The organism is Actinomadura sp. ATCC 39365 (assembly GCF_054392275.1).
Genome location: NZ_CP184335.1, coordinates 8579527 through 8597931 on the forward strand (window position 1 = coordinate 8579527; position 18405 = coordinate 8597931).

Here is an 18405-nt window from a genome sequence, read left to right on the forward strand (position 1 = left end):
TGGCGATGGGCGGCCGCCCCGAAGAGGTGCGCGCCCCCGAGACGTGGCTGACCGACGCCGAGCGCGAACGCGCCGACCGGTTCGTCTTCCCCGCCGACCGCGCCTGTTTCGTCGCGGCCCACCTGCTCGTACGCCTGTGCGCCGCGGCCGTGCTCGATCTGCCGCCGGAGGAGCTGACCCTGCTGCAGCACTGCGAGGTGCACGGCCCCGGCCACGGCAGGCCGTACCTGCGCGAGGCCCCCGGCCTGGGCGTGAGCTTCAGCCACACCCGCGGCTACGTGTGCGCCGCGGCCGGCCCCGGCCGGGTCGGCGTGGACGCCGAGCACGTGCCGCCGGGCCCGCTGAACGAGGGCCTGGCCGACCACGCGCTCACCCCCGCCGAACGTGCCCTGGTGACCGGCAACGACGAGCTGATCCGCCACTGGACCCGTAAGGAGGCCCTGGTCAAACGCGGCGAGCTCACCCTGGACGAGCTGCGCACCACCGCCGTCGACCCGCTGTCGGCCGGCCACCTGCTGGAATGGCAGGTCGTCCCGGACATCAGGGTCGCCGTCATCACCGACACGCCGGCCGAGCGCGTCCCCGTCCCGTCCCGCTGAGGGCCCGGCTAGCGGCGGCGGGTGGGGGTGGGGTCGAGGAAGACCAGGGTGACGCCGGAGAAGCGGTCGCGCAGCCGCCGGTCGATCTCGTCGCAGGCGATCTCCACCCCGGCAGCGCTCGCCTCGTCCCGGAAGTCGATCTTGGCGGCGACCATGATGGAGCCCGGTCCGATCATCATCGTCAGCAGCTCGACCACGTCGTCCACCTCGGGCTGGGCCAGCAGCACCGCGCGGATGCCGACCTCGATCTGCCTGGGGGCGGCCTGGCCGATCAGCAGCGACAGGTTCGACTGGATCAGGATGAGCGCGACCACCAGCAGGAGCAGGCCGATGGCGACCGAGGCCGCGCCGTCCCACAGGGCCGAGCCGGACCACTGCGAGCCGAGCAGCCCGAGCGCCGCGATCACCAGGCCGACCAGCGCGGCGGCGTCCTCGAACAGCACGGCCTTCAACGCGGTGTCGGACGTGATCCGCACCAGCCGCACCGGACGCACCTTGTACCTGCCGGCCTCGGCGCGCAACTGCGAGTACGCCTTCGTGAACGAGATGCCCTCGATCACGAACGAGACGGCCAGCACGACGTAGGACGGGGTCAGGTTGCCCAGCTCCTCACCGTGGCTGATCTCGTGCAGCCCGTGGGTGACGGAGAAGCCCGCCCCGCCGACCAGCGTCGCGACCGCCGCCATCATCGCCCAGAAGAACCCCGCCTTGCCGTAGCCGAACGGGTGGCGCTCGTCGGGCGGCTTGCCCGCCCGGCGTACGGAGACCAGCAGCAGCAGCTCGGTCATCGTGTCGGCGGCCGAGTGGGCCGCCTCGGACAACATCGCGGCCGAGCCGCCGATCAGCCCCGCGACGAGCTTGGCCAGGGCGATGGTCAGGTTCGCGGCGCCCGCGACCAGCACGGTCGCCAGGCTCTCCCCCGACTTCTCCTCCATCAGATCACTGTACGGCGGCCCTGTGCGGCGGCCCCCCGCAGGTAGCCGCATCGCCGCGGGCGTGCGATAGATTGGGGATCATGAGCGCGCCCCGCTGGCTTTCCCCCGCCGAACAGCGTGCCTGGCGTACGCATCTCGCGCTGCACAAGCTTCTCATGCACCGCCTCGACCGCGAGCTGCAGGAGCACCAGCTCTCGCTGAACGACTACGAGATCCTGGTCAACCTCTCCGAGAGCCCCGAGCGGCGCATGCGGATGAGCGACCTGGCCGACGCCACGATCCAGTCGCGCAGCAGGCTGTCGCACCAGATCTCCCGCATGGAGGCCAAAGGGCTGGTCACCAGGGAAGACTGCCGCGACGACCGGCGCGGCACGTTCGCCGTCCTGACCGACGAGGGCTGGGCGACGATCCAGCGGGTGGCGCCCGACCACGTCGCGAGCGTGCGCGAGCATTTCGTCGACCGGCTCACCGACGACCAGCTGGAGGCGCTGGAGCAGGCGTTCGGGCCCATCGTCGACCACCTGAAGAAGCTGCGCTGAGGCCCAACCGATATCGGCGACGGCTCACCGGCGTTCCCGGGCGGTCGCTACGATCCGCTCATGCTCCGAAAGCTGCTGATCGTTGTCGTGCTCGCGCTGATGCCGGCCTGCTCCGCGGGTGGCGGCGGAGGTGACGAGCTGCCCGCCGGGCCCGATGTGATGAAGAAGTCCGCGGAGGCCATGAAGGCCGTCCGGTCGGCCGGTTTCTCGATCGCCACGGAGGGCAAGCCCAACGTGCCGCTCAAGAAGGCCGACGGCAGGCTCACCTCGGCGGGTGACGCCGACGGCACGATCACGCTGGAGGTGCTGGGCACCCTGCAGGAGATCACCTTCGCCGTGATCGGCGACACCGTGCACTTCAAGGGGCCGACCGGCGGCTTCCAGACGATGACCAGGCAGCAGCTCGCCCAGTTCTACGACCCGTCGGTGATCCTCAACCCGGCCAAGGGCATCGCGCAGCTGCTCGCCTCGGCGACCGACCCCAGGGTGGAGGCGGTCGAGGACGGCTCGTACCGGGTGGCCACGACGTTCTCCGGGCAGGTCGTCGGGCAGATCGTCCCGGGCGTCACGCAGGGCGTCAACGGCAAGGTCTGGATCGACAAGGCCACCAGCAGGCTCACCAGGGCGAGCCTGCCGCTGCAGAACGGCACGGTGACGGTGACGTTCAGCGATTACGACGCGCCGGTCACGATCACGCCGCCCCCCTCCGGATGAGCCCGGTGAGCCGGAAGGTCCCGGCCGGCCGCGCCCGCCGGGTCGCGCTCGGCGCGGGCGGCGCGGTGGTGCTGCTGGCCGCGCTCGACGCCTACGTGGTCGTGACGGTCCTGATGGACATCGCCCACGACGTCGGCGTGCCGCAGAACCACCTGGAGCGGGTCACACCGGTCGTCACCGGGTTCCTGCTCGGCTACGTCGCCGCGATGCCGCTGCTCGGCCAGCTCTCCGACCGTTACGGCAGGCGGCCGCTGATCCACGCCTGCCTGGCGGCGTTCGCGCTCGGCTCGGTGCTGACCGCGCTGGCGGCCGGTGAGGCGATGGTGGTGTCGGGCCGTACGGTGCAGGGCGTGGCGGGCGGGGCGCTGCTGCCGATCACGATGGCGCTCATCGGCGACCTGTGGGAGGCGCGCGACCGGCCGCTCGCGCTGGGCGCGGTGGGCGCGGCGCAGGAGCTGGGCAGCGCCCTCGGCCCCCTGTACGGCGGCGTGCTGGCGCTGGTCCCGCCGGTCGCCGTGGCGGGCGTGGAGCTGGGCGGCTGGCACGCCATCTTCTGGGTCAACGTGCCCCTCGCCGCCCTGGCCGCCGTCGCCGTGCAGCGTACGGTCCCGGCCCGGCCGCCCTCCGGCACGGCCCGTGTCGACGTCGTCGGCGGCGCGCTGCTGGCGCTGGCACTGGCCCTCCTGGTCGTCGGCCTGTACAACCCCGACCCGGCCACGACCGTGCTGCCGCCGTGGGGGCCGCCGGTGATCGCGGCCGGGGCGGTGGCGGGCGCCGTCTTCGTCTGGTGGGAGATCCGCTCCCCCGTCCGGCTGCTCGACCTGTCGGCCGCCCGCAAGTCGCCGCTGCTGGCGACGCTGGGCGTGAGCTTCCTGGCCGGGGCGGCGCTGCTGGTGACGATGGTGTTCGTGCAGTTCGCCGCCCAGACGCTGCTGGACAAGGACGCCCTGGGCGCGGCGCTGGTCCTGGCCCGGTTCCTCGGCGCGCTGGCCGTGGGCGCGCTGCTCGGCGGCGTGCTGGCCCGGCGGGCCGGCGAACGCGCGGTGGCGGTGCCCGGCCTGCTGCTCGCCGCGGCCGGATACTGGCTGATGAGCCGCTGGCCGCTCGACCTGGCCGGCGCGGGCCTGGCCGTGGACGCCGACCTGGTCGTGGCGGGGCTCGGCCTGGGCCTGGTGATCGCGCCGGTCTCCTCGGCGGTCCTGCGGGTGAGCCCGGCCGTCCAGCACGGCGTCGCCTCGGCGGCGGTCGTGGTGGCCAGGATGATGGGCATGCTCGTCGGCGTGGCGGGCGTGTCGGCGTGGGGGTTCCACCGGTTCCAGTCGCTGACCGCCCACCTGGACACGCCGCTGCCGTTCGGCGTGGACGCGCAGACCTACCAGCGGCGGCTGGCCGACTACCTGGCCCAGGTCGATGCCGCCCTGCACGTCGAGTACACCGAGATGTTCCTGCTCACCGCGTTCGTCTGCCTGCTGGGGGCGGCGGTGGCGCTGCTCATGCCGCGCCGTGCCCTGCCGGAGGCGGCGCCCGCCCTCGCGGACGCCGCCCCCGACCCCGAGCTCTGATCGCGGATCAGAGCTCGGGCCGCCGGTCAGGGCGACAGGCGGTGCAGGTCGCGGGGGAAGGCGGTGGTCTGGCGGATGTTGGCGGCGCCGGTCAGCCGGGCCGTCCAGCGTTCCAGGCCGAGCGCGAAGCCGCCGTGCGGCGGCATCCCGTACCGGAACGCCTGGAGGTAGCCCTCGTACGGCTCCACGTCTCCGTCCAGGGCCTGGACGTAGTCGTCGTAGCGGTGCAGGCGCTGGCCGCCGGTCACCAGCTCCAGGCCCCTGAACAGCAGGTCGAAGCCGTTGGAGTGGCCCGGTCTGGCCGGGTCGGGATGGGTGTAGAAGGGCCGCTTGGACATCGGGTAGCCGGTGACGAACAGGAATTCCGACCCGTGCTCGCGCAGCGCCCACTCCGACAACCAGCGTTCCTGGGCCGGTGACAGGTCGGGCTCGTCCTCGCCGGTCAGCCGCTGGGCCTCGGTGAAGTGCACAGCCGGGATCTCGGCGGGCACGACGGGCAGCGCGGCCCCGGCCACCTCGACGGCGGACGCGGCCCGGCGGCGCACCGACTCGACCATGCCGGCCACGACCTCCCGCAGCACGGCCATCACGTCCCGGTGGTCGGTCACGAAGCCCAGCTCGGCGTCGAGGCTGGTGTACTGGGCCAGATGGCGGACGGTGTCGTGCGGCTCGGCGCGGAAGACCGGCCCGACCTCGTAGACCCGCTCGAACACCCCGACCATCGTCTGCTTGTAGAACTGCGGCGACTGCGCGAGGTAGGCGCGGCGGCCGAAGTAGTCGATGCCGAAGACGTTCGCGCCGGACTCGGTGGCCGAGGCCACGATCTTGGGCGTGTGGATCTCGGTGAACCCCAGGCCGTCCAGCGTCTCGCGGAACCCGGCCACGCTCGCCGCCGAGATCTCCAGCGGCGCCCGCAGCAGCGGATGCCGCAGCGCGACGGGCGCGTGGTCGAGGATCGTCGGCAGCGTCGCGGCCACGACCGGCCGGTAGAGGTCGAACGGCGGCGCCTGCGCGGGCTCGGCCAGGACCTCGATCTCCGGCCCGGTCAGCTCGACCCCGCCCGGCGCCTGCCCGGCCGGGGTCACGGTGCCGGTGACCCGGACGACGCTCTCCTCCGGCGGCAGCTCCCCGTCCGCGCTGACCACCTGGGCCAGCCCGGCACGGTCGCGTACGACCAGGAAGGAGACGGATTTCAGGTGCCGGCGGCGATGGACCCAGCCGGCGATCGTCACTCGTCGGCCGGCGTGCTCAGCGAGCGACGCCGACAGGACACGAGAGATCATTACAGCTCCTCTGCAGGAAATGCATGACCCCTTGGGAGTGCGGGGGAGAAGGGAGCTCCCGGTGCCACCGCACTTTCGCCGCCCGCGAGGGGCGGCCTCCACGACCCGATGACGGGGGTCAGGCCGGCGGGGCATTTCCTCCCCGCACTCGGGAGTGTCTTCACCAGCGGAGCACGGGACCGCCTTCGCAGCTGCCGGCGGCTCTCTGGGCCCGTGCGGCCCGCTGGTTACTCGTCTCCGTCCACGCGTTGCCGTAGATGATACGGCAACGCCGTTACTTGTCCTTCTTGGGGCGCTTCTCGCGGATCTTCATCGTGACGTCGATCGGCGACCCGGCGAACCCGAACTCCTCGCGGATGCGCCGCTCGATGAAGCGCCGGTAGGTGTCCTCCAGCCAGCCGGAGGTGAACAGCACGAACTTGGGCGGCTCGACGGACGCCTGCGTGGCGAACAGGATCTTCGGCTGCTTGCCACCCCGGACGGGCGGCGGCGTCGCGTGCACCAGCTCGGTGAGGAACGCGTTGAGCCGCGCCGTCGGCACCCGGGTGGACCAGGAGTCGAGCGCCTTCTCCAGCGCCGGCACCAGCCGGTCCATGTGGCGGCCGGTCTTGGCGGAGATGTTCACCCGCAGCGCCCACGGGGTGCGCACGAGCTGCCGGTCGATCTCCTTCTCCAGGTAGTAGCGGCGGTCCTCGTCGACGAGGTCCCACTTGTTGAACGCCACCACCATGGCCCGCCCCGACTCGATCACCAGGCCGATGATCCGCAGGTCCTGCTCGGTGAGCGGCTCGCTGGCGTCGATGAGCACGATCGCCACCTCCGAGCGCTCCAGGGCGGCGCGGGTGCGCATGGCCGCGTAGAAGTCGGCGCCCTGCAGCTCGCGGTCGCGCCGCCGGATGCCGGCGGTGTCGACGAAGCGCCAGGTGCGCCCGCCCAGCTCGATCAGCTCGTCGACCGGGTCGCGGGTGGTGCCCGCCATCGGATCGACCAGCACCCGCTCCTCCCCCGCCAGCTGGTTGAGCAGCGAGGACTTGCCCACGTTGGGCTTGCCGAGCAGCGCCACGCGGGCCGGGCCGCGCTCGCCGCCGAAGGTCAGCTGCGGCGTCTCGGGCAGCGCGTCGAGCACCACGTCGAGCAGGTCGCCGCTGGAGCGGCCGTGCAGCGCGGAGACCGGGTAGGGCTCGCCCAGCCCGAGCGCCCACAGCGCGGCGGCCTCCAGCTCCAGCTGCTGGTTGTCGACCTTGTTGGCGGCCAGGATCACCGGCTTGCCCGACTGGCGCAGCACCGCGCCCACGATCTCGTCGGCGTCGGTGGCGCCCACGGTGGCGTCGACCACGAACACGATCACGTCGGCCAGCTCGACGGCGACCTGGGCCTGCTCGGCGATGCGCAGGTTCATGCCGGTGGCGTCAGGGTCCCAGCCGCCGGTGTCGACCACGGTGAAGCGGCGGCCGCGCCAGTTGGCGTCGTAGGTGACGCGGTCGCGGGTGACGCCCGGCACGTCTTCCACGACCGCCTCGCGGCGGCCGATGATGCGGTTGACCAGCGTGGACTTGCCCACGTTGGGGCGGCCCACGATGGCCACGACCGGCAGAGGCGTGGTGTCGCCGTGCTCGGTGACTTCCAGCTGGTCGAGGTCAGCCTCGACCCAATCCCCCGTTGACATGCTTGTTCATCCTTAGGTGAGTACCGCACCTGGAGGTCAGGTGCGCTCCTTGACCAGCCTCAGCACCTCCGCGATGACCTCTTCGAGGTTGAGCGCGGTGGTGTCGAGCTCGACGGCGCCATCCGCCATCGAGAGTGGGTCCGTCTTACGTGTCGAGTCCAGGGTGTCACGCCGGGCCATGGCGGCCTGCTGCGCCTCCACCGTCGAGCCGGTCAGCTCGGCGCTCCTGCGGCGGGCACGGGCCTCGGCGCTGGCCGTCAGGTAGACCTTGACGGGCGCGTCGGGGCAGACGACCTTGCCGATGTCGCGGCCCTCGACCACGATGTCACCGGCGCCGGCGATCTCCCGCTGCAGCGCGACCAGCCGCCTGCGCACCTCGGGGACGGCGGCGACGGCGGAGACCGCGCCGGTCACCTCGGACTCCCGGATGGGCCCGCCCACGTCGACGCCGTCGACCACGATCGTGGGGCCCTCGGGATCGGTGCCGGAGACGATGGACGGCTCGCCGCAACGGGCCGCGACCGCCTCGGGATCGGCCAGGTCGACGCCCTGCCGGAGCATCCACCACGTCATCGCCCGGTACATGGCCCCGGTGTCGAGGTAACGCAGGCCCAGCGCACGGGCGACCCCGCGCGACACGCTCGACTTGCCCGACCCCGAAGGACCGTCCATGGCGACGACCAGACCGGACACGGCCTCTCCCTCTTCACGTGTGTTTCCCCAACCTGAAGAGGCTACCGCCTCCGGTCAGTCCGCGATCCAGCTCCCGTGGAAGCCGAGCGGGACCCTGGCGGGCAGGTGGACGATCGCGACCGGCTCGCCGGTGAAGTCCTGGGCCGACAGGATCACCAGGTCGGCCGCTCCCCTGGCCGGGTCGTTGACGTAGGTGAGCAGGTAACCGTCGTCCTCGGCCGCGCCGGAGGGCACGAAGACCGGCTCCCCCACGTACGCGCCGCGCCCGAACCGCCGCGCCTCCTGCGTGCCGCGCTCCAGGTCGTGCTTGATGAGCGTGTTGTCGAACGCCTCGTCCGGCAGGTCCTCCAGCTCGGCGGCCGGGTAGATCACGTCGTGCAGGTCGGCGGCGGCCGCGGTGTAGCCGTAACGGTACGGGCCGCCGGTGCGGCGCTCGTCGATACGGGGGAACTCCTGGGGGCGGTCGTCCAGGCGGGTGGTGGTGACCCGGCCCGCGTCGGGGTCGATGCGCCACCGGTCGAGCGTGGGCGCGCCGCCCAGGTCGAGCCGGGCGTCCACGAACCGCTTGGGGTAGCGGACGACGTCCACCACGACCTGGTCGCCGTCGTCATAGGCGTTGAGGGTGTGGAAGACCCAGCAGGGGGCGATCTCCACCCAGCGCACGTCGCCGGTCTCGCGGGAGAGCAGGCCGAGCCGGGCGGGCCGGTCGTCGTCCCACGCGTACGGGAGCGGCGCGCCGCGCTCGGCGTGGGCCATGCTGAGCGTGACCGGCAGGTCGTAGATCACGACGTGCCGGCGGGTCAGCGCGAAGTCGTGCAGCATCGGGCGGTCGGCGACGGGGATGTCCCTGACCTGGGCCACCACGCCCTTGGGGTCGATGACGATGTGCTGGTGGTGGTCCCAGCCGGCGAAGTAGGCCATCGCGTGCAGCTCGCCGGTGACCGGGTCGAGGTGGGTGTGGGCGGCGTACCCGCCGGGCAGGCCGCCGACAAAGTCGCACGCGCCGACCGTGTCGAGCTCGTAACCCAGCTCGTACGGCAGCCCGCCCGCCTCGACGGTCGCGAACGTGCGCCCGGCGATGCCGATGACGTGCGTGTTGGCCGCGAAGTCCATGCCCGCGTGCACCGGGCCCGGCGCCGGCGGCTCGCCCAGCCGTCGGGCGACCTCGGCGTTGCGCACCCACCGGTTGCGGTACCACTCGGCCCGCCCGCCGCGCAGCCGCACGCCGTGGACCATGCCGTGCCCCATGAACAGGTGGGTGGCGGCCGGGTCGTCGAGGCTGAGCGGGTTGGGGCCGTTGCGCAGGTAGCGGCCGTCGAGCTCGGCGGGGATGCGGCCGGTGACCTCCAGATCGAAGGCCGTGATCTCCTCCGTCGCGGGTGCGAAGCCGTTGCGGAAGGGGGTGCTGGTCATCGTGCGCTTCCTCTCAGGTCAGGAACGGCGTGAGCACGGAGGTGTAGAGCAGCCGGTAGCGCCGCTCGGCCTCGGCGCTGTCGAAGAAGCCGGAGATCTCCAGGCTCACCGCGCCGTGGATCGCCATCCACAGCACGTCGGCGATCTCACCGGCGGCGGCCCCGCGCAGCCGTCCGGCCTCCAGGCCGGCGGCCACGGCCTCGACCAGGATGTCGAAGGTCCGCCGTCCGGCCGCGACCGCGTCGGGGGCGGGCTGGAAGCCGTGCATCGCGTTCTGGAACATGACCCGGTAGTAGTCGGGCTCGTCCAGCGCGTACTCGCGGTAGGCCGCCAGGCCCGCGTGCAGCGCCGGGAGCGGGTCCTCCTGGGCGGGGACGGCCAGCAGGCGCGCCTCCAGCCGGGCGAAGCCCTCCAGCCACAGCGCCTCGCTGAGGCCGTCCTTGCCGCCGAAGAGGGTGTAGATCACCTTCGTGGAGCAGCCGACCTCGCCGGAGATGCGCCGGACGGTGAGCGCCGCCGGGCCCTCGGCGACGAGCAGGTGTTTGGCGGCGTCGAGGATGGCCGTCCTGACCACGCTCTGGCCTTCCTGCTGGGCTTGCCGGTACGCGGTGACCGCCATCTGAGTAACACCGTTTCTTCTCGGTAACGCTGTTACCGACCTTTGTACGCCTCCTGCGTCCCGCCGTCAATGCCGCCGCCGAGGAGTAAGGGCGTCCGCCCGGGTAAGGAGGTCCGGCGTGACGGAGACGAACCGAGCGCGGGTCACGGTCGTGGTGGCCACCAGGGACCGGGTCCGATCGCTGGCCCGGACGATCCCCCGCCACCCGAGGCCGGTGATCCTCGTGGACAACGGCTCCTCCGACGGGACCGCCGGGTTCGTCCGCAAGCACTTCCCCGACGTCCAGGTGGTCGAGGCGGGGTCCAACCTGGGCGCGCCGGGCCGCAACGTCGGCGTGCGCCTGGCCGAGACGCCTTACGTCGCCTTCGCCGACGACGACTCCTGGTGGGCGCCCGGCGCCCTGGAGCTGGCCGCCGACGTGCTGGACGCCCATCCCCGCCTGGCCGTGCTGGGCGCGCGCGTGCTGGTCGGGCCGCGGGAGCGGCTGGACCCGGTGTCGGAGGCGATGCGCGACTCCCCGCTCGGCGTCGAGGACGACCTGCCGGGGCCGAGCGTGCTGGGCTTCCTGGCCTGCGGAGCCGTCGTGCGCAGAGAGGCGTTCCTGGAGGCGGGCGGCTTCGACGACGTGATCTTCTTCTTCGGCGAGGAGGAGCGGCTGGCCGTGGACCTGGCTGCGCGCGGCTGGGGGCTGGCCTACGTGGAGGACGTCGTCGCCCACCACCACCCCTCCCCAGCCCGCGACCCGCGCGGCAGGCAGGCGCTGGCGGCGCGCAACGCGGTGCTGACCGCCGTGCTGCGCCGTCCCTGGCCGGTGGTGGCCCGCAGGTCGCTGCAGGCGCTGCTGGGCGGTCCGGCGGGCCGGGAGGGGCTGCGCACCGCCGTACGGCGGCTGCCCAGGGCCCTGGCCGCCCGGCGCGGCCTGCCGGTCGCCGTGGAACGCGCCCGCCGCAGACTGGAACGGACCGCCGACTGACGCCGCGGGCGGCGCTCGGCGCCCGCCCGCCGCGTCGTGCTCAGTGCCCCCGGTCAGGGGACGTCAGGGGACCTGCCAGCCGCGTTCGCGCAGCGCTTCGGCGAGCGGCGCGGCCGCGTCCGGCTGGACCCACAGCTCGGCGATGCCCAGGGGCAGCCCGGGCGCGTGCTCCAGCCGCACGTCCTCGACGTTGACGCCGACCTCGTCGCACACCTGGAACAGCCGCGCGAGCTGCCCAGGACGGTCACCGATGACCACCTGGACGACCACGTACGCGGGAGCGGGGCCGCCGTGCTTACCCGGGATGCGCCCGTGCCCGGCGACGCCGCGCTTGAGGAGCTGGGTGAGGTCGCCGCTCGCGGTGCCGTCGCCCTCGGCCAGGGAGCGCAGCGCGGTCGCGGCCTCGGCCAGGTCGCGGGAGACCGCCTCCAGCACCTCGGCGACCGGGGTCGCGTTGCCCGACAGGATGCCGAGCCAGAGCCCGGGGTCGCCGCCCGCGATCCTGGTCACGTCGCGCACTCCCTGCCCGGCCAGGCCGAGCGCGACCTCGGTGGCGTCGGCCAGGCGGGCCGCCACGGCCGAGGCGGCGACGTGGGGGGCGTGCGAGACGACGGCGACCGCGCGGTCGTGCTCCTCCGCGCCCACCTCGACGGGGTTGGCGCCGCACAGCTCGACCAGCTTGAGCACCGCCGCCCTGGCGTCCTCCGCGGCCTCGCCGGTCGGGCACAGCGCCCACGGCCGGCCGAGGAACAGGTCGGCCCTGGCCGCCCCCGGGCCGGACTTCTCCCGCCCGGCCAGCGGGTGGGAGGCGACGTAGGTCGTCAGGTCGCAGCCGAGCCGCGCGGCCAGCCGGATGGGCTCGGCCTTGACGCTGGCGACGTCGGTGTAGAACCGGGCCACGCCGCGGCTCTGCAGCTTCAGCAGCTCGTCGGCCACGTGCGCCGGGGGCACCGCGATGACCGCCAGGTCGACCTGCCCGGCGGGCAGCCGCTCCGCATCCCACTCCTCGCCCGCGCCCAGTTCCCTGGCCAGCCGCACGGCGGCCGGCTCACGGTCGGCGAGCAGCACGCGCACGTCGTGCTTGCGCAGCGCCAGGGCCGCCGAGGTGCCGATGAGACCGGTGCCGACGACGAGCACGGTACGGAGTTCCGAGGCCATATCGATGTCCTGATTTATCGGGCTAGTGAGAGTGTTGCCTGCCGTGTCGGTCAGGCACGTGCCGCACGACGATCCGGCTCACGCCGGTCGCCTACTGGGCGATGTCCTGGCGCAGCGCCACCGCGCCCCGCAGATACACATGCTGCATCTCTGCCCGCGGACGGTCGGTCTCCACATGCGCCATCAGGCGCACCACGCGCGGCAGCGCTCCCGGCACGCCGATCTCGGTGCAGCAGATCAGCGGCACGTCGTGGAAACCCAGCTTGCGCGCCGCGAGGGCGGGGAACTCGGAGGTCAGGTCGGGCGTGGCGGTGAACAGCACGCTGATCACGTCGTCGGTGGTCAGGCTGTTGCGCTCCATGATCGCCTGGACCAGCTCGGTCGTCCCCTGGATGATCGAGTCGCGGTCGTCGGCATCCACCTGGATCGCCCCGCGGATCGCCCGCACCATGCGCCAATTTCCCCTTCCATAGCGGGAGAGCCCGTGCGGAGATGCGCACGGGCCCCTGCGTTCCGGCCAGATTACAGCTTCACGGCCGCGTAAAGCTCGCCGACCTCCTTCAGGCTCAGCGCGCGGACCGTGCCGGCCTTGGTGCGGCCCAGCTTCACCGGACCGAACTCGATCCGGGCCAGGTCGATCACCCGGTGACCGGCCTCCTCCAGCATGCGCCTGACGACGTGCTTGCGGCCCTCGTGCAGCACCACCTCGACCAGCGCCTGCTGGCCGTGCTCCTGGACGATGGCGAAGCTGTCGGCCTTGGCGATGCCGTCCTCCAGCTCGATGCCCTGCTTGAGCCTGCGGCCCAGGTCGCGCGGGATCGGCCCCGGCACCTTGGCCCAGTACTTCTTCTGCACGCCGTAGCTCGGGTGCGTCAACCGGTTGGCCAGCTCACCGTCGTTGGTGAGCAGCAGCAGGCCCTCGGTCTCGGTGTCGAGCCGGCCGACGTGGAACAGGCGGGGCGCCAGCTCCTCGACGTAGTCGGCCAGGCACGGGCGGCCCTGCGGGTCGTCCATGGTGGACACGACGCCGATCGGCTTGTTGAGGGCGTAGTAGACGAGGTCGGGGGCGGTCGGGATGCGCTTGCCGTCGACGTGGATGACCTGCGTGGCCGGGTCGACCTTGGCGCCGAACCGGCGCACGACCTGGCCGTTGACCGTGACGCGGCCTTCGCCGATCATCTCCTCGCAGGCGCGCCTGCTGGCCACGCCCGCCTGGGCGAGCACCTTCTGCAGGCGCACGCCGTCGGGGACCTCGGTGGTGTCGCGCTCGTCGGTGTAGTCGTCGTCGTAGAAGGCACGGTCGCGCAGCGGCTGGCGGGCGGCCTTGATGCGCCTGGCCTGGGGGCTCTCGGAGCCGGTCGCACGCCGTCCGCCGCCGAGCGTCTGCACGTCGTCGCGCCTCGGGGTACGCGGCTGCTGCCCGCCGGGGTTGTCCTCGCGCCTGCCGAAACGGGCGCGGGTGTTGCCGGCGGAGGCGGACCTGGGGGCGTCGTCCCTGCGCCCGCCGCGGTCGGCACGGAAGCCGCCGCCCTGACGCTCGCCGTCGCCGCCACGTCCGGGACGCCCGCCGCCACGGGAGTCGGCGTAACCGCCGCGCTCCCCGCGCCGCTCGCCCGCGTAGCCGCCGCGGCCCGCGGAAGACCCGCCACGACCGCCGGAGAACCCGCCCCGGTCACCTGAGGGGCCGCCGCGCTCGCCGGAGTACCCGCCACGGTCGCCGGAGTAGCCACCGCGCTCGCCACCGGCGTAACCGCTGCGCTCGCCGCGCCGGTCGCCGCCGTAGCCGCCGCGCCGGTCGTCGCCGAACCTGCCCCGGTCGCCGGACCGGGCAGCCCCGCCGAAGCCCTCACCACGCGGCCGGTCCCCGCCCTCACGACGCGGACGCTCGAAACCGCCCTCACGACGCGGACGCTCGAAACCGCCCTCACGGCGAGGACGGTCGAAACGGTCGCCACGCGGGCCGCGGTCACCGCGGTCGTCACGGGGACGGTCGTCACGGAAGCGGTCGCCGCGGTCGCCACCGGCCGGCCGGTCGGCGCGCTGGTAGCGGTCGTCGCGGACGTCACGCGCCGGACGGTCCGCGCGGTCGCCGCGCGAGTAGCCGTCGCGGTCGCCGCCGGAACGGCCGAAGCGGTCACCACCGGAGGCCGGACGGCCGGAACGGTCACCGCCGAAGCCGGGGCGGCCGGAACGCTCGCCACCGGAGCGCCCGAAGCGGTCGCCGCCGGAAGCGGGACGGCCGGAACGGTCACCCCCGGAGGTGGGACGGCCGGAACGGTCACCGCCGGAGGTGGGACGGCCGGAGCGGTCGCCGCCGAAGGTGGGGCGGCCGGAGCGGTCGCCGCCGCGGGGGCCGGAGTCCTGGCGGGCGCGGTCGTCGCGGTCGCCGAAGCGGGCGCGGGCGCCGCCGCGGTCGGCGCGAAGGGAGTCGCGGCGGGGGTCGTCCCCGCCGAAGCCGCCGCCGGAGGCGTCGCGGCGGTTGTCGTCGGAGCGGAAGGCGGGACGCCCGCCGCGGCCGGAGCCGCCGGTACGTCCACGACCGCGTCCATCACCGGACGGGGTGCTGCGCCTGTTGATCACTTTGTTGTCTCCTCGAGGTTCTCCACGTCGTCGGGGAGGAAGGGAGCGAGCTCGGGAAGCTCGCTGAGGTCCCGCAGTCCCAGACGTTCCAGGAAGTATGAGCTTGTCCGGTAGAGCACTGCCTGGCTCTCCGGGTCGGTGCCGGCCTCCTCGACCAGCCCCCTGGCGACGAGCGTCCGCATGACGCCGTCGCTGTTGACGCCGCGTACGGCGGCGACGCGGGCGCGGCTCACCGGTTGCCGGTAGGCCACGACCGCGAGGGTCTCCAGCGCGGCCTGGGTCAGCCGCGTCTGCTGGCCGTCGCGGACGAACCGCTCGACCAGCGCCGCGCAGTCGGCCCGCGTGTAGAAACGCCAGCCACCCGCGACTTCCCGCAGATCAAAACCCCGCCCGGCGGCCGAATATTCCGCCGCCAGCCGCCTGAGCGCCGCCGCGACCTCGTGGGTGGGGCGCTCCAGCACCTGGGCCAGCGTGATCTCGGCGACGGGCTCGTCGACGACCATCAGGATGGCCTCCAGCGCCGCCTCAAGAGCGGGCCCCGCCGCTTGGGCCTCCTCCTCCGGAGTGTCCTGCCGGCCTTCCTGCTGGTCTTCCTGCCGGTCGGCGGCGTTCACCGGCGCGGCCTCCGAAGGGGCGGCGGTGTCCGAGGGCCGCTCGGGGCCGGCGGAAGGCGACTCGGGGAAGGACGACTCGGGCGACGGCGCTGGCTTCGGCGCTGGCTTCGGCGCTGGCTTCGGCGGCGCGACCGGAAGGTCGGGGCCGGCGGGCAGGGCGGACGCCTCCTCCGGGGAGGACGGCTGGACGAGGGAGCCCGGGAGGGTCATCCAGGCGGGCAGCGGCGACCCCGAGTCGGGTGCCTTGCGGGGGCCTGGCAGGGGGTTGGGGTTGTCAGTCATTCGATGGTTTCTCCGCGGATTCCTCGTAGTCGTCCCCCACCGCGACGTCGCCGTCGTCGGCGCCCGTCCAGGTCACGTGGAGCTCTCCCAGCGCCTCGACCTGCTCGAACGTCACCGCGGACTCCCGGAACAGCTCCAGCACCGCCAGGAAGCGGGCGATGACCTCGAAGGTGCCCTCGCAGTCGGCCGTCAGCGCGCGGAAGGTGGCCCGGCGCAGCCTGCGCAGGTGCATGACCAGGATGGCCGCCTGCTCCTTGACGCTGGCCAGCGGCTGGTAGATGTGGCCGACGCTGACCGTGGGCGGCAGTTTCGGGGTGAACGCCTTGGCCGCGATGCGGGCGAGCTGCTCGGGCCCGATGCCGAGGATGAGCTCGGGCAGCAGGTTGGCGAACTGGGGCTCCAGCGACACCGTGCGGGGGAACCGCAGCGCCTCCTCGGCCATCCGCCCCGCGAAGACCTTCGCGACCTCCTTGTACGCCTTGTACTGCAGCAGCCGGGCGAACAGCAGGTCTCTGGCCTCCAGGAGCGCGAGGTCCTCTTCGTCCTCCACCTCGCCGGACGGCAGCAGCCGGGCCGCCTTCAGGTCGAGCAGCGTGGCCGCGACCAGCAGGAAGTGGCTGGTCTGGTCGAGGTCCCACTCCGGACCCCTGGACCGGATGTAGGCGATGAACTCGTCGGTGACCTTGGAGAGCGAGACCTCGGTGATGTCGAGCTTGTGCTTGGCGATCAGGCCGAGGAGCAGGTCGAAGGGGCCCTCGAAGACGTCCAGGTGCACCTGGAAGCCTTGGGGGGCCTCGGTCTGCTCTGCGGTCACCTGGCCATTGTCGCAGGAGCCGGCCAGCGCGAGAGCACCTCGCGGGCCAGTTCGCGGTAGGCGTTGGCGCCGAGGGACGACGGGTCGAAGGTGGTGATCGGCTCGCCGGCGACGGTGGCGTCGGGGAAGCGGACCGTGCGGTTGATCACCGTGTGGAACACCTTGTCGCCGAACGCCTCCACCACGCGGGCCAGCACCTCGCGGCCGTGCAGGGTACGGGCGTCGTACATGGTGGCGAGCAGGCCCTCGATCTCGAGGTCTTCGTTGAGCCGCTCCTGGACCTTGGAGATGGTGTCCATGAGCAGCGCGACGCCGCGCAGGGCGAAGAACTCGCACTCCAGCGGCACCATGACGCCGTGGGCGCAGGTCAGCGCGTTGATGGTGAGCAGGCCGAGCGACGGCTGGCAGTCGATGAGGCAGACGTCGTAGTGCGGCAGCAGCGGTTTGATCACCCGGCCGAGCACCTGCTCGCGGGCGACCTCGGTGACCAGCTGCACTTCGGCGGCCGACAGGTCGATGTTGCTGGGCAGCAGGTCGAGGCCCTCGACGCCGGTCTCCAGCAGGACGTCTTCGGCGGTGACGCCGCGGTCCATCAGCAGGTTGTAGACGGTCAGGTCGAGCTGGAGCGGGTTGATGCCCAGGCCGACCGAGAGCGCGCCCTGCGGGTCGAAGTCGACCAGCAGCACCTTCAGCCCGCACTCGACCAGCGCCGCGCCCAGGTTGATGGTGGTGGTCGTCTTGCCGACGCCGCCCTTCTGGTTGACCATCGCGACCACTCGCGCCGGCCCGTGCACCTGCGGCGGGACCGGTTCAGGGAACACCGGCCGCGGGCGCTGGGTGGGGCCCAGGTTGACGCCGTTGGAAGGCGCGTTGGTCTTGGTGTCACCCCAGGGGTTGTCGGGGGTCCCCTGGGTCGAACCCTTGGTCGTCACAGTCACCAGCTCGAACCTCCCTGACGATCCCGAACCGGACCGTCCGGACGGACACTATGGCGTCACCACTAAACGCGGCAAGGCGGCACGCCGGGGCACCGCGCACGCGCAAAAGACTATAGATCACTGCCGGGCGCGCGGGTGCGCCGCGGCGTAGACCTCGCGGAGTTTGTCGACCGTCACCAGGGTGTAGACCTGCGTGGTCGTGACGGAGGCGTGTCCGAGCAGCTCCTGGACCACCCGGACGTCGGCGCCGCCGTCGAGCAGGTGGGTGGCGAAGGAGTGGCGCAGGACGTGCGGGCTGATGCCGGCCAGGCCGGCGCGTTCGGCCGCGGCCTGGAGCACTTCCCAGGCTCCCTGCCTGGTCAGCCGGCCGCCGCGGGCGTTGAGGAAGACCGCCGGGGTGCCGCGCCCGTGGGCCAGCAGGCCGGGCCTGGCGCGGACGAGGTAGGCGTCGAGTGCCGAGCGGGCGTAGCGGCCGAGCGGGACGACCCGGGTGCGGCCGCCCTTGCCGCGCAGCCGCACCTGGTCGGGTTCGAGGTCGTCGACGGCCAGGCCGACGGCTTCGGAGATGCGGGCGCCGGTGCCGTACAGGACCTCCAGCAGGGCGCGGTTGCGCAGGGTGAGCGGGGCGCCGTCGGGGCCGGAGGCGGCGATGAGGCGTTCGACCTCGTCGACGGCGATCGCCTTGGGCAGCCTGCGGAGCTGGCGCGGCGGGCGTACCTCGTGGGCGGGGTCGTGGGCCGTGACGCCTTCGCGCAGGGCGAACCGGTGGAGCCCGCGTACGGCCGAGACGGCCCGCGCGGCCGAGCTGGCCACGAGGGCGGGATGTTCCCGGTCGCCCTCGCGCAGCGCGGCGAGGAAGGCCTGGACGTCGGCCTCCCCCACCTCGTCGAGCTTCAGCCGCCCGCGCGCCTGCAGATGTTCGAAGTATCGCCGCAGGTCACGGCGGTAGGACGCGAGCGTGTTGGCAGCCAGGCCCCGCTCCACCGCCAGATGGGCGAGGTAGCTGGAGAGCACCGCCTCCAC

At 73.1% G+C, this 18405-nt stretch carries 18 protein-coding genes; 5 read left to right on the forward strand and 13 right to left on the reverse strand.

Annotated features, from left to right (window positions below; all coding sequences use genetic code 11):
- The first annotated feature begins 5 nt into the window (after nucleotides 1-5).
- Nucleotides 6-599 carry a 4'-phosphopantetheinyl transferase family protein gene (locus ACNF49_RS41465; RefSeq protein WP_482941185.1) on the forward strand — a complete coding sequence of 198 codons (594 nt, stop codon included), beginning with the start codon at nucleotides 6-8 and terminating at the stop codon, nucleotides 597-599.
- A gap of 8 nt (nucleotides 600-607) precedes the next feature.
- Here the strand turns inward: ACNF49_RS41465 and ACNF49_RS41470 are convergent, their stop codons facing one another.
- A complete protein-coding gene (locus ACNF49_RS41470) occupies nucleotides 608-1534 on the reverse strand; it encodes a cation diffusion facilitator family transporter (protein ID WP_357968349.1) in 927 nt (308 codons plus the stop codon).
- 80 nt (nucleotides 1535-1614) lie between these two features.
- On the opposite strand from ACNF49_RS41470, the gene ACNF49_RS41475 reads away from it, so the two are divergent.
- The 3 genes from ACNF49_RS41475 to ACNF49_RS41485 are packed head-to-tail and all read left to right on the forward strand — an operon-like array spanning nucleotide 1615 to nucleotide 4349.
- On the forward strand, nucleotides 1615-2073 hold the full coding sequence (locus tag ACNF49_RS41475; RefSeq protein ID WP_352321897.1) for a MarR family winged helix-turn-helix transcriptional regulator: 459 nt from the start codon (nucleotides 1615-1617) through the stop codon (nucleotides 2071-2073).
- Between the two features lie 60 nt (nucleotides 2074-2133).
- Complete coding sequence (locus ACNF49_RS41480; protein WP_482941186.1) at nucleotides 2134-2787, forward strand: LppX_LprAFG lipoprotein; 654 nt, start codon at nucleotides 2134-2136, stop codon at nucleotides 2785-2787.
- Nucleotides 2788-2792: 5 nt separating this feature from the next.
- Nucleotides 2793-4349, forward strand: a complete 1557-nt coding sequence (locus ACNF49_RS41485) for an MFS transporter (protein WP_482941187.1) — start codon at nucleotides 2793-2795, stop codon at nucleotides 4347-4349.
- Between the two features lie 26 nt (nucleotides 4350-4375).
- On the opposite strand, the gene aspS is transcribed toward ACNF49_RS41485, so the two are convergent.
- From aspS to ACNF49_RS41510, 5 genes are all read right to left on the reverse strand, one after another.
- Complete coding sequence (gene aspS, locus ACNF49_RS41490) at nucleotides 4376-5632, reverse strand: aspartate--tRNA(Asn) ligase (protein ID WP_482941188.1); 1257 nt, start codon at nucleotides 5630-5632, stop codon at nucleotides 4376-4378.
- A 274-nt stretch (nucleotides 5633-5906) separates the two neighbouring features.
- Complete coding sequence (gene der, locus ACNF49_RS41495) at nucleotides 5907-7298, reverse strand: ribosome biogenesis GTPase Der (protein WP_357968340.1); 1392 nt, start codon at nucleotides 7296-7298, stop codon at nucleotides 5907-5909.
- 36 nt (nucleotides 7299-7334) lie between these two features.
- A complete protein-coding gene (cmk, locus tag ACNF49_RS41500; protein ID WP_482941189.1) occupies nucleotides 7335-7991 on the reverse strand; it encodes a (d)CMP kinase in 657 nt (218 codons plus the stop codon).
- Between the two features lie 54 nt (nucleotides 7992-8045).
- Nucleotides 8046-9404, reverse strand: a complete 1359-nt coding sequence (locus ACNF49_RS41505) for a carotenoid oxygenase family protein (RefSeq protein ID WP_482941190.1) — start codon at nucleotides 9402-9404, stop codon at nucleotides 8046-8048.
- Between the two features lie 13 nt (nucleotides 9405-9417).
- The gene (locus ACNF49_RS41510; protein ID WP_482941191.1) at nucleotides 9418-10023 is read right to left on the reverse strand and encodes a TetR/AcrR family transcriptional regulator; all 606 of its coding nucleotides are present in this window, start codon (nucleotides 10021-10023) and stop codon (nucleotides 9418-9420) included.
- Nucleotides 10024-10141: 118 nt separating this feature from the next.
- On the opposite strand from ACNF49_RS41510, the gene ACNF49_RS41515 reads away from it, so the two are divergent.
- The gene (locus ACNF49_RS41515; RefSeq protein WP_357968334.1) at nucleotides 10142-10996 is read left to right on the forward strand and encodes a glycosyltransferase family 2 protein; all 855 of its coding nucleotides are present in this window, start codon (nucleotides 10142-10144) and stop codon (nucleotides 10994-10996) included.
- Nucleotides 10997-11059: 63 nt separating this feature from the next.
- On the opposite strand, the gene ACNF49_RS41520 is transcribed toward ACNF49_RS41515, so the two are convergent.
- The 7 genes from ACNF49_RS41520 to ACNF49_RS41550 all read right to left on the reverse strand — a co-directional run bounded on the left by ACNF49_RS41520 (nucleotide 11060) and on the right by ACNF49_RS41550 (nucleotide 18405).
- On the reverse strand, nucleotides 11060-12154 hold the full coding sequence (locus tag ACNF49_RS41520) for a prephenate dehydrogenase (protein ID WP_357968331.1): 1095 nt from the start codon (nucleotides 12152-12154) through the stop codon (nucleotides 11060-11062).
- Between the two features lie 91 nt (nucleotides 12155-12245).
- A complete protein-coding gene (aroH, locus tag ACNF49_RS41525) occupies nucleotides 12246-12605 on the reverse strand; it encodes a chorismate mutase (RefSeq protein WP_357968329.1) in 360 nt (119 codons plus the stop codon).
- Nucleotides 12606-12676: 71 nt separating this feature from the next.
- Complete coding sequence (locus ACNF49_RS41530) at nucleotides 12677-14734, reverse strand: pseudouridine synthase (RefSeq protein ID WP_482941192.1); 2058 nt, start codon at nucleotides 14732-14734, stop codon at nucleotides 12677-12679.
- Nucleotides 14731-15348 (reverse strand): SMC-Scp complex subunit ScpB, encoded by a 618-nt coding sequence (gene scpB, locus ACNF49_RS41535; RefSeq protein ID WP_498703875.1) that lies wholly within the window; start codon nucleotides 15346-15348, stop codon nucleotides 14731-14733. Before scpB ends, ACNF49_RS41530 begins: the two co-directional genes overlap by 4 nt.
- 274 nt (nucleotides 15349-15622) lie before the next feature.
- Nucleotides 15623-16444 (reverse strand): segregation and condensation protein A, encoded by an 822-nt coding sequence (locus ACNF49_RS41540; RefSeq protein ID WP_357968326.1) that lies wholly within the window; start codon nucleotides 16442-16444, stop codon nucleotides 15623-15625.
- Nucleotides 16441-17382 (reverse strand): ParA family protein, encoded by a 942-nt coding sequence (locus tag ACNF49_RS41545; RefSeq protein WP_125630250.1) that lies wholly within the window; start codon nucleotides 17380-17382, stop codon nucleotides 16441-16443. The genes ACNF49_RS41540 and ACNF49_RS41545 overlap by 4 nt, the downstream gene beginning before the upstream one ends.
- 117 nt (nucleotides 17383-17499) lie before the next feature.
- Nucleotides 17500-18405: a site-specific tyrosine recombinase XerD gene (locus tag ACNF49_RS41550; RefSeq protein ID WP_352321922.1), complete on the reverse strand. Its 906-nt coding sequence runs from the start codon at nucleotides 18403-18405 to the stop codon at nucleotides 17500-17502.